The sequence below is a fragment of the Methylobacterium soli genome (genome assembly GCF_008806385.1).
Classification (GTDB): domain Bacteria; phylum Pseudomonadota; class Alphaproteobacteria; order Rhizobiales; family Beijerinckiaceae; genus Methylobacterium; species Methylobacterium soli.
Genome location: NZ_VZZK01000077.1, coordinates 1 through 10,927, shown reverse-complemented (window position 1 = coordinate 10,927; position 10,927 = coordinate 1). Strand labels below are relative to the sequence as shown.

Here is a 10,927-nt window from a genome sequence, read left to right as displayed (position 1 = left end):
CGAGAGCGCGCTCTCAGGCAGACGCCGAAGATCAGAGGGATGGTCCAATCCGTCCAGGGGGGAGGTGTCGTGCAGGGGGGAAGTGTCTTGCCGTGCCAATGATTTATACCCGCTCGCTTGCTCTCTGACGCCCGACCCGGAACATCCCTCGATCGATGTCCGGTCCCGGTTTCGACGCGCCAGGGCGGTCGATGAGAATTGCGGACCTATATACCGATCTCGACCAGCTTTGCCACGCTGGCCTCGGAATCCGGCAGGCGGCATCCCGAACTTTTCGCTCACATCTCCAGCGCATTGGGCGCTAAAGACTGCCGACCGAACCGGGTCCGGTGGCGGGACGATGAGAGCGGCAAGTATGGATCACCGAGACCGTGATCAATGTTGAATGCGTCATTTTCAGGGTTTCGTGCCGTTGCGGCAACATGAGGGCGTGATGTTTCGCCTGCATCTCAGACCGTATCTCGCCGCGGGTCTGGCTCTCTACGGGTCGGTCCTGGCCCGGGAGGCGCGGGCCGAATCGCGGCCCTATCCGACGAACACCACGGTGGCCTGCGCCTTCGACCCGGTCTGCATCGATCAGGCGGGGCCGGGCGGCCTCGACCGGGACGTCCGGCCCTTCGAGGGCAGCCTCGGGCGGCCCTGTGGCTGGCGCTGGCGCCCGACGCCGTCCGGCACCCGGAAAGTCCGGGTGTGCTACTAGGCCTGCGCCGCGCGCCGCCCTGGCTCGCGCTCCTCGTCCTCCTGGCCGCAGGCCAGGTCAGGGCCGGCGAAGTCCGGGCCGGCGAGGTCTGCCCCGGCCTGTTCGCGGAGGGCGCGCCGCCGGTCCTGACGAACCCGAAACTTTCGAGCGAGACCGCGAGCCTCTGCTACGATGCCTTCTCGGTCCTGCATTCGGGCCTTGCCCGCACGCCGCTCTACGCCGCAGAGCACCTGACGCGGGCGAGCGTCGCCGCCGCGCGCCGGGTCGAGCGGATCGACGCCTTCCACGACGAGGATCGGCTGGCGCCCGAGGCCCGCGCCCGCATCGAGGATTACGTGCATAGCGGCTACGATCGCGGCCACATGGCACCGGCCGGCGACATGCCGACCGGCGCGGCGCAGGCCCAATCCTTCAGCCTCGCCAACATCGTGCCGCAGAACCGCGCCTTCAATCGCGGCCTCTGGGCGGGGATCGAGGAGAGCGTGCGCCGATTCGCGAGCGAGCGCGGCGAGATCTTCGTCGTCACGGGCCCGGTCTTCCAGGGCGACACGGCGCAATCCATCAAGGGGCGCGTCCTCGTGCCGACGCAGCTCTTCAAGGCGATCTACGACCCGGCCCGGGGCGAGGCCGGCGCCTACCTGGCGCCGAACCGGGCGGATGCCGATTGGCGGGCGATCTCCCTCGACGAACTCAAGGGCATCGCCGGGCTCGACGTCTTCCCGACGCTGCCCGATCGGGTCAAGGCGCGCGCCATGCGCCTGCCGGAGCCGCGCGACGAGCCCCGGGGCGAGGCGTCGGAGGGGCGCCCGCGCCAGCACGCGGACGTTTGGGCCGGCTGGGCCCGCTCGGAGCTCCTGCGCATCCTGCGCCGCGCCCTCCGCGACGTCCTGCGATCGATCTTCTGAAGGGCTCCCCTATGGCGCGCCGAAAAATCGAACCCACATTCAGACCCTATGCCGACGAGACGGCGGTCAGGACCATCGGGGCGCTGTCGTTCGAGAACGGGACGAACCGGATCGCGCTGCACGGCTCCCTCGACATCACCCGCGATCAGGCCGGGCTGCGCCAGGCCAGGGATCTGAAATCGGCCATCGACGCCATCGTGGCGGTCCTGGCCGCCGAGGACCTGCCGGAGGCCGTCGCGCAGGAGGGCGAGGCGTCCCGGACCGTGAAGAACCCGTTCGCCTGAGCGCGAGGCCGGCTTCGATCCTCCGGCATCCTTGCCGGGCCCGGGCCGCCCTGGTACTCGGGCGCGTTCATCACATGGCATTGCGGCCCCGCAAGACGCGGGCCCCCGCGCTGCTCCGATTCGGAGCGCCGAGGGTCCGGACCGGCCGCAGGACCACATGCGGAGGCCTCGCGGCAGGCACGTTCGATGCGTGCCCGGCGCGAGCCTTCATCCGCCACGAAATCCGGCCGGCGCGTCAGGCGGCGCGCCCGGCCCGCTGACACGCAAGGACATCGAATGGCCCGCGAATTCATCTACCACATGCGCGGTCTCACCAAGACCTACACCGGGGGCAAGAAGGTCCTCGAGAACGTCAACCTGTCGTTCTATCCGGACGCCAAGATCGGCGTGCTCGGCATCAACGGCTCCGGCAAGTCGACGCTCCTCAAGATCATGGCGGGGATCGACAAGGACTGGACCGGCGAAGGCTTCGTCGCGCAGGGCGCCCGCGTCGGCTACCTGCCGCAGGAGCCGCAGCTCGACCCGACGAAATCGGTCCGCGAGAACGTGATGGAGGGCGTGGCCGAGAAGCAGGCGCTGCTCGACCGCTACAACGAGCTCGCCATGAACTATTCCGAGGAGACGGCGGACGAGATGACCGCCCTCCAGGACCGGATCGAGGCGCAGAACCTCTGGGAGCTGGAATCCAAGGTCGATCAGGCCATGGAAGCCTTGGGCTGCCCGAGCGACGAGCAGCCGGTGGCGACCTTGTCGGGTGGCGAGCGCCGCCGCGTGGCCCTCTGCAAGCTGCTGCTGTGGGAGCCCGAGCTCCTGCTCCTCGACGAGCCGACCAACCACCTCGACGCCGAGACGGTGAACTGGCTCGAAGGGCATCTGCGTCAGTATCCGGGCGCGATCCTGATCGTGACCCACGATCGCTACTTCCTGGACAACGTGACGGGCTGGATCCTCGAGCTCGACCGGACCCGCGGCTACCCCTACGAGGGCAATTACTCGGCCTGGCTGGTGCAGAAGCAGAAGCGCCTCGCGCAGGAGGGCCGCGAGGACATGGCCCGGCAGCGCGCCATCAACCGCGAGCAGGAATGGATCGCGGCCTCCCCGAAGGCCCGCCAGTCGAAGTCGAAGGCCCGCATCACCCGCTACGACGAGCTGGTGGCCAAGCAGAACGACAAGATCGACGCTTCGGCCCAGATCGTCATCCCGATCGACGAGCGCCTCGGCAACAACGTCATCGAGTTCGAGCACCTCAACAAGGCCTTCGGCGACCGCCTCCTGATCGAGGACTTGTCGTTCAAGCTGCCGCCGGGCGGCATCGTCGGGGTGATCGGCCCGAACGGCGCCGGCAAGACCACCCTGTTCAAGATGATCACCGGGCAGGAGAAGCCCGATGGCGGCTCGATCTCGGTCGGCGAGACCGTCCATCTCGGCTATGTCGACCAGTCGCGCGACGCGCTCGACCCGAACGCGACGGTCTGGCAGGAGGTCTCGGGCGGCAACGACATCATCTATTTCAACAAGCGCGAGATCAATTCGCGCGCCTATTGCGCGGCCTTCGCCTTCAAGGGCGGCGACCAGCAGAAGAAGGTCGGCACCCTCTCGGGCGGTGAGCGCAACCGCGTGCACCTCGCCCGCACGCTGAAGGCCGGCGCCAACGTGCTGCTCCTCGACGAGCCGACCAACGACCTCGACATGGAGACCCTGCGGGCCCTCGAAGAGGCGCTGGAGGATTACGCGGGCTGCGCCGTCATCATCAGCCACGATCGCTGGTTCCTGAACCGCATCGCGACCCACATCCTGGCCTTTGAGGGCGAGAGCCATGTCGAGTGGTTCGAGGGCAACTTCTCGGATTACGAGGAGGACAAGAAGCGGCGTCTCGGCACCGACACGATCATCCCGAAGAAGCTGAAGTACAAGAAGTTCGCCCGCTGATCGGGCAGAGGACGCGGGCCTCGGGACGCGGGCCTCGGGCCGGCGTCCCCGCGCCTCTCCCCAAGGGAGGCGGCCTCGGCTCGGGACCGGCCTCACGCCCGCGCGTTGAGCACGGCCGCATCCGTGAGGTCGCGCGCATCCGTGAGCTTCAGGCCGCGGCGGCGCAGGTCCCGCAGCAGCGCGCGGCTCGGGAACGGGCAATAGGGCAGAATCGGCGCGACGCGGCCCTCCGGCACGCGGCCCGTGCGGGCGATCACCTCAAGAACCGCGTCGAGCATCACCCGCCCATGCGCGTGCAGCAGCACGGATGCGCGGCTCGCGGTGACGTCGGGCGGCAACCTCAACGCCTCCTGCGCCAGGATCGCGCCCGCATCGATCGCCACCGCGAGACGGTGGAGGGTGATCCCGAAGACATCGGGGCCCTCGGCCAGCGCGTGGATCGTCGGAACCGGCCCGCGATGGCGCGGGAGCAGGCCCGGATGCAGGTTGAGCCCGCCGAGGGGCACGGCCGCGAGGGTCGGGCCGGACAGGATCTGATCGAAGTGGAAGGTCAGGATGAGCTCAGCCTCGTAGTCACGCAGGGCCTGCGCGATCTCGGGGCCGTTGACGTCGTCGACCGTGAGCGTCGGGATCCCGAGGCGTCGGCAGAGGGCCGCGAGCGGCGTCGCCTCCGGGGCGTCGCGGCTGTCGGAGAGGCGCTGCGTCAGCGGCGCCAGGGGCCGCATCAGGTCGGGCAGGCCGAAATTCACCCCGAGATAGGGCAGGAAGGCCGGTCCCGACCGGGCGAGATGGCGGCGGATCTGCCCGAAGAAGCCGCCCGCATTCGGCCGCTCCGCATTCGAGAGGCCCACGAAGGCGATCTCGGCCGAATGATCCGCCACGAAGCGCCGGACCGCGCGGGCATTCGGCAGGGCCTCGAGGGCGAAGAGCGCGAGGCGCGGCGCCGGCATCAGCGCCGCTGCCGGATCTGGAAGCGGAAGCCGTGCATCCCGATGTGGCGCAGGCGCTCGGGCAGCAGCGCGGCGCCCCGCGCCGCGGCCGCGAGCCGGCGCGGGAAGGCGACCACGTCGAGGTCGCGCGCGAGACCCTCGGCGATCCGCGAAGCGGCCTGGTCCGCGCTCATCTCCAGCGGGCGCCAGCCCTTGTAGTCGCCCCCCATCGGCGTCTTGACGTAGCCCGGCGTCACCACGTTCACCCGCACCCCGTGCGGCTTCACCTTGGCCCTCAGCGCGAGGCCATGGGCGAGGAGTGCCGCCTTGGCGCCGCTATAGGCGGGGGCATCCGGCAAGGGCGCGTAGGCGGCGAGCGACGAGATCAGGGCGATCTGGCCCCGGCCGCGGGCGAGCATCAGGGTCAGGCTCGGCAGGGCGACGTTGAGGGCGCCGTTCAGGTTGATGTCGACGGTCTCGAAGGCGGTCTCCTCGGTCTCGATGCCGCCAGCGGGATGGCCGCCATTGATCGCCGCGTTGACGATGACGAGGTCGAGGGGGTGGCGCGCATCCGCGGCCTGCAGAAAGGCCCGCATCCCGGCGCGGTCGCGCACGTCGAGGCGCTCGACCTCCACCTGCGCGCCCTTCGCCCGGCAGGCTTGCGCCACGGCTTCGAGCCGGTCGGGATCGCGCGCATTCAGGATCAGGGTGGCGGACGGCGCCGCGTAGTGGCGGGCAAGCGCGGCGCCGATGCCGCTCGACGCGCCGGTGATCAGAATGACGGGCATGGCCCCGGTGCTACTCCGGGCGGGCCTGCGCGATCAATAGACCGGGGCGAGGCGTCCGCCATCCTCGGTGCCCTCGCGGATCGTGCGGGCCGCCGCCACCATCGCGTCCGGCAGGGCCGCCTCGATGCGCGGAACCGTACCGGCGACCGCCCGCGCGATCGCGGCGTGGGAGAAGAAGCCGCCGTTCACCTGGGTCCGGTGCAGCACGACCCGGCGGAAATCCGCCATCAGCGCCATGTCGGGCCCGGTCGGGTCGGTCCAGAAGCTGTCGACATCGCCCTGATGGGTGAGGCCCGCCATGTTGTAGATCGCCGTGCCGGTGGCGAGCGTCGGGCGGCCCATCTCCAGGGAGAGCATGCCGACGGTGCTGTTGACGATGACGACGCCGCGGCTGCCCTGGATCAGGCTCGGCAGGTCGCCGCCATCGATGAAGTCGAGGCGGTCGCTGACGCCGTGGCGCCGGGCGGAGGCGCGGGCGAATTTGCGCCAGTTGATCAGGCCGCTATCGAGGGGATGCAGCTTGACGAGGAGCCGCGTCGGCGCGGCCGAGGCGGAGGCGAAGGACTTGATCACCCGGTCCATGAAGCCCTCGACCCCCAGGAAGGGCGAGTGGACCCGGATCTGGTAGTCGCTGTCGAGCTGCAGCGGCAGCAGGAAGTAATCGGCCCCGACGGCGTTGTAGATCTCGTTGCAGCGGACCGCCTCGCGGCGGGTGCGCCCGCGGCGGCTGAACTTCTTGATCCAGCCCGCATACTCGGCCGCGATATGCGTCGGGCGGTGGCTGCGGAAGTTCGGGTAGAAATAGGGGAACCCGATATTGGCGATGTTGTAGGCGACGTCCCAGAGACTGCGGCGCGCCATGTCGCCCGTGGAGGGCATCGCGCGGCCCGGCTGCGGCAGCCGGCGGGCCAGGGCCCGGACCTCCTCGGCGGTCTTCGGCAGCGAGGAATGGCCGTTCACCCCTCCGAGCTCGCAGGTGATCCAGTTCGGCCGGATATAGCCTTCCTCGAACACGTGGACGCGCAGCCCGCGCGTCTTGGCGATCTCGCGGGCGGTGACGTGGAAGGGACGGCAATCGCCGAAGAGGACGATGTCGGTGACCGCGTGGCGGGCCACGTAGGCGTCGAGATAGGCCTCCCAGCCGTCGCGGCTGCCGCGGTAATGGTCGGAGGGCAGGCGCCAGAACAGCCAATCGCCGGAGCAGAAATTGATGCGGCGGACCTGATGGCCCCGGGCCTTCAGGGTCCGTCCGAGATCGGCAAAGAACGGGGATGCGATCCCCTGCAGGAACAGGAAGGTCGCCGGGCGATCGAGGAGGGCGTCGGGGCGAGACTGCAGCATTCCGAGGCGCTTGGTCCTTCACCGGGCGCTTGGGCCCGACCAACGATCCGCATGAACGGGTCGCATACGCAGCACGAGCCAGCAATGCGGCCGCCGGTGGGGCGGAGGCGATTTCGCCGCCCCGTGCCATTCCGGCAACGTCCGCAGGAGCCTGCTCGGCACGGCTTGGCTAGGGGCCAATCAGGGCAAGGGTGTGTCCGGGATGGCGCCGTGCACAGGAAGCGTTCGCCAGCGATGACCGAGTTGGGGTAAGGCAGGGGCCCGCGCGACCACCGAACGAGCCATGCCACGCAGCCTTCCCCCGTCGCTGTTCGCGACCGGCCGGACGATCCGCCGCCTCCGCCCCGAGATCGAGGGCGCGACCGGCTGCGTGCTCGCGGGCCCGCGCCGCGCCGACGCGACCGGGGCGGTCTGGGGGCGCGATGCGCTGGCGGCGCGCATCCTCGCGGGCATCGGCCGCCCGGCGCTCGTGGTCGAGGCGGGCCCGCTCCTGAGCCCCTACGACACGCCCGCGACCGGGTTGTCGAGCCTGCGGATCCGCCACGGCGAGGCGCCGCTCGGCGCCGCGACAGGCTCGGAAAACCTGCTTTCGGCGCTCCGGGAGCGGCGCCTCTACGGCCGCAATCGGTTCGCGCCCGGCGGCAGCGCGGCCCTCGACGCCGTCTTCTCCGGATCTCCCGCGCCGTCGCTGATCCTCGTGGACGAGGTCATGGCGGCCGCGCCGCGGCGGCTGCGCAGCTTCGTCGAGGCCGCCCTCGCGCGCTGCCCCGAGGGCAGGCTCGTGGCGGCGGGTCCGGAGGGCTGCCCCGGGCTCGGCGGCGGCCTTCCCGCCCGCCTCGCCGTGCTGGACGCGCCCGCAAACCCCTGGCTCCTGTTCGAGCGTGCGGCGCGGGTCTTCGTCGCCTCCCGGGAAAGCGGCGCCGCCGCGCGCCTGTCGGGCTACGAGACCATCTGCCTGGACCCCGCAACCGGCGGGGCCGCGCGCGACGAGACCGAGCTCGTCCGGCTCTTCGCGGCGGGCCTCCACACCTTCGATCCCTGGACGCGGCGGCCGATCGCGCCGGGCGATTGCGTCGAGCGGGTGGCGTGGCTGCGCGACCGCTTCGCCGCCAACGACCGCCGGGTCGTCTATGTGGGCATTTCCGGCTGGAAGCGGCCGGCACTCGATGTCTTCGCCGATGGCCCGCAGGGACCGCCGGTCCACACCATGAATGCGGAGGATGCCGTGGCGGCGGGCCTCCTTTACGGGGCGCGGGTCCTCGCCTGGGCCACGCGGGCGCCGGAACAGCTCGAAGCGCGCTGCGCCGAGGCGGGGCTTCCCCTCGCGCGGATCGAGGACGGCTTCCTGCGCTCGGTCGGGTTGGGGGCGAGCCTCCAGCCCGGCGCCTCCATCGTGGTCGACGATCAGGGCATCTACTACGATCCCCGCAAGGAGAGCCGCCTGTCGCTGATCCTCGCCAACGCCGCCTTCCCGGACGCCCTCGTGGCCCGGGCGCGGGCGCTGCGCGAGGCGATCGTGGCGCGCCGGCTCAGCAAGTACAATGTCGGGATCGCGGATTCCGCCGGCGACTGGCCGAGCGGGCGCCGCATCGTCCTCGTCCCCGGGCAGGTGGAGGACGACGCCTCCGTCCTGCACGGCTCGCCCCATGTCCGCTCGAATCGCGATCTCCTGCGCGCGGCGCGCGCCCGCAATCCCGGCGCCATCCTGCTGTTCAAGCCGCATCCCGACGTGGAGGCCGGGTTCCGGCCCGGCGCCATCCCGGAGGCCGAGGCCCTGACGCTCGCAGACCGGATCGTCGGCGGCATCAGCATCGTCGATCTTCTTGATCGGGTGCACCATGTCGAGACCATGACTTCGCTTGCGGGGTTCGAGGCGCTGATCCGAGGCCTCACGGTGGCGGTGCATGGCCGGCCCTTCTATTCCGGCTGGGGCCTCACCGAGGATCTGGCGCCCCAGGCCGCGCGCGGGCGGCATCTCGCCCTCGACGAGCTCGTCGCCGGCGCGCTCATCCTCTATCCGCGCTATCTCGACCCGGTCGCCATGAAGCCCTGCTCGCCCGAGCAGCTCCTCGACCGCTTGAGCGCGGCGCGCGACGCGGCTCCGCGGACACCGCTCTCGCTCAGCCGAACCGGGCAAACCATCATGCGCGCCCGCTACGCCGTCCTGAACCCGATCGTGCGCTACCTGCGGGACCGCCGCGGCATTGCCCGGGGATCCGGCGGCAAGCCGCGCTAGAAGCCACCGATCCGATCATGACATTCCTTCCTGCGCTGATCGTCGCGCTCGCGGCGTCCCTCGCCATCGAGGCCGTCGAGGGCGGCCGGCAGAGGCCGGTCTCGCTCCGGCCGGGCGATCTGGCGATCCGGTTCGCGGCCTACGCCCTCGTGATGCTGTTCTGGTTCACGTTCTCCTGGCGCCCCTGGCTCGCGGGCTTCTCCTGCATCCTGACCGCGGCGGGCTTGAGCCTCGTCAGTCGGCTGAAGCGCGGCGTGATCGGGGAGCCGCTGGTCTTCAGCGATTTCGCCCTGCTGCCGCAGGTGCCGCGCCATCCGGACCTCTACTACACCCGCCCCGTCACCGATCCGCGCATCGCCGGCCCTCTGCTCGCCGCCGTCGCGGGTGTCGCACTCTGGTACTGGCTCGAGCCGGCCGTCCTGCCGCGGGCGCCGGCCGCTGCCCTGGCGGCGATCCTGGCCCTGCCGCTCGGACTCCTGGCGCTCGCCTACGCCTGCCTGCGGCCGCCGCTCGCGGACCGGCTCGCGCGCTTCGCGCCGCGCCCGGATCTCGAGGCCGACATCGCCCGCTACGGCCACGCGGCCACCATCCTGGCCTATGCCCTGCGCTGGCGCGCGACGCGGCCGGTCCGGGCGCCGGAGATGACGCCGCCCGCGCCGCGTTCAGGATCCAGCGACGACGTCGTGGTCGTGATCCAGCTCGAATCCTTCGTGGATCCCGAGCGGCTCGGCGGGCCGGCGCTGCCCGTCATGGAGCTCATCCGCCGCCGCGCCGCGCAGTACGGACGCCTGCGCGTGCCCGCGCACGGGGCCTACACGATGCGGACGGAGCACGCCGTCCTGACGGGCCGCGACGCGGAGAGCCTCGGCTTCGGGGTTTTCGACCCCTATCTCAGCACCGGCGGGCACGAGCCGACGAGCCTCGCCCGCCTTGCCGGCGCCGCCGGCTACGAGACCGCCTTCATTCACCCCTTCCACCGGGATTTCTTCCAGCGCGCGGCCGTGATGCGGGCCTTCGGATTCCGCCGCCTCGTGATGGAGGACGCGTTCGTCGGCGCGCAACGCGTCGGCCCCTATGTGGGCGATGTCACCCTCGGGGAACGCATCCTCGCCGAGATCGGCGACCGGCGGGGCCCGCTCCTCGTCTTCTCCGTGACCATGGAGAACCATGGCCCGTGGAAGCCCGGCCGCCTGCCCGGGATCGACGATCCGCTGGCGCAATATCTCCACCACGTGGCGCATACGGGCCGGATGGTGGAGGATCTCGTCGCGGGCCTCGCCGGAATGCGCGCCACCCTCTGCGTCTTCGGCGACCACGCTCCGGCGCTGCCGACCTGCCGCCCCGGCTTCGGCGACACGACGACCGATTACGCGATCTTCCGGTTCGGCCAGGACGACGCGTCCCCGCCCGCCCGAATCGACCTGACCGCGGATGCCCTGGGGCGTCTCCTGCGGGACACAGTGACGGGCGCTCGCCCCCCGCAACGCCATCCAAGCGTGGCCGTGCCACGGTCGTGACGCATTGCGCGCCGATGGCTTGCGGCCCCGCCGGGCTTGGCGCCCGGCGGGGCCGCATCCGGCTGCGCCCGCGCGATCGTTAAACCGATCTCAGGCAATGGCGCGCATGGATGCCGTGCCAATCCCAGGATTGTGCCCTGCGGCCGGTCCGGATGGAGAGTTGTACATGGTGCGTAAAGCGGCGCTCTCGGCGCTGATGGTATGTCTCGTCGGGGGCTGCTCGGTGCTCCCTGCATCGGGCCCGACGGCGAGCGCCGTGGCGGAGGGAGCGGATGTCGCCACCAAGGACGGCGTGTTC

The 10,927-nt window shown here is 71.0% G+C and carries 9 protein-coding genes; 6 read left to right on the top strand and 3 right to left on the bottom strand.

Annotation, left to right across the window (positions count from 1 at the left end; translation table 11 throughout):
* Positions 1-433: 433 nt before the first annotated feature.
* The 4 genes from F6X53_RS31110 to ettA all read left to right on the top strand — a co-directional run bounded on the left by F6X53_RS31110 (position 434) and on the right by ettA (position 3,818).
* On the top strand, positions 434-700 hold the full coding sequence (locus F6X53_RS31110) for a hypothetical protein (protein WP_151005652.1): 267 nt from the start codon (positions 434-436) through the stop codon (positions 698-700).
* The gene (locus F6X53_RS31105; protein WP_373876019.1) at positions 691-1,605 is read left to right on the top strand and encodes a DNA/RNA non-specific endonuclease; all 915 of its coding nucleotides are present in this window, start codon (positions 691-693) and stop codon (positions 1,603-1,605) included. Before F6X53_RS31110 ends, F6X53_RS31105 begins: the two co-directional genes overlap by 10 nt.
* An 11-nt stretch (positions 1,606-1,616) precedes the next feature.
* On the top strand, positions 1,617-1,889 hold the full coding sequence (locus F6X53_RS31100) for a hypothetical protein (protein WP_151005648.1): 273 nt from the start codon (positions 1,617-1,619) through the stop codon (positions 1,887-1,889).
* Positions 1,890-2,165: 276 nt separating this feature from the next.
* The gene (ettA, locus tag F6X53_RS31095; RefSeq protein WP_151005646.1) at positions 2,166-3,818 is read left to right on the top strand and encodes an energy-dependent translational throttle protein EttA; all 1,653 of its coding nucleotides are present in this window, start codon (positions 2,166-2,168) and stop codon (positions 3,816-3,818) included.
* 92 nt (positions 3,819-3,910) lie between these two features.
* Here ettA and F6X53_RS31090 read toward each other — a convergent pair whose 3' ends face one another.
* Genes F6X53_RS31090 through F6X53_RS31080 form a run of 3 tightly spaced genes read right to left on the bottom strand, consistent with a single transcriptional unit; the run spans position 3,911 to position 6,876 of the window.
* Positions 3,911-4,768 (bottom strand): formyltransferase family protein, encoded by an 858-nt coding sequence (locus F6X53_RS31090; RefSeq protein WP_151005644.1) that lies wholly within the window; start codon positions 4,766-4,768, stop codon positions 3,911-3,913.
* The gene (locus tag F6X53_RS31085) at positions 4,768-5,535 is read right to left on the bottom strand and encodes an SDR family NAD(P)-dependent oxidoreductase (RefSeq protein WP_151005642.1); all 768 of its coding nucleotides are present in this window, start codon (positions 5,533-5,535) and stop codon (positions 4,768-4,770) included. The genes F6X53_RS31090 and F6X53_RS31085 overlap by 1 nt, the downstream gene beginning before the upstream one ends.
* A gap of 33 nt (positions 5,536-5,568) precedes the next feature.
* Positions 5,569-6,876 carry a capsule biosynthesis protein gene (locus F6X53_RS31080; protein ID WP_151005640.1) on the bottom strand — a complete coding sequence of 436 codons (1,308 nt, stop codon included), beginning with the start codon at positions 6,874-6,876 and terminating at the stop codon, positions 5,569-5,571.
* A 283-nt stretch (positions 6,877-7,159) separates the two neighbouring features.
* On the opposite strand from F6X53_RS31080, the gene F6X53_RS31075 reads away from it, so the two are divergent.
* Both F6X53_RS31075 and F6X53_RS31070 read left to right on the top strand, forming a co-directional pair.
* Complete coding sequence (locus F6X53_RS31075) at positions 7,160-9,112, top strand: capsular polysaccharide export protein, LipB/KpsS family (protein WP_151005638.1); 1,953 nt, start codon at positions 7,160-7,162, stop codon at positions 9,110-9,112.
* 17 nt (positions 9,113-9,129) lie between these two features.
* Positions 9,130-10,629 carry an LTA synthase family protein gene (locus F6X53_RS31070; RefSeq protein WP_151005636.1) on the top strand — a complete coding sequence of 500 codons (1,500 nt, stop codon included), beginning with the start codon at positions 9,130-9,132 and terminating at the stop codon, positions 10,627-10,629.
* The last annotated feature ends 298 nt before the right edge of the window (positions 10,630-10,927 follow it).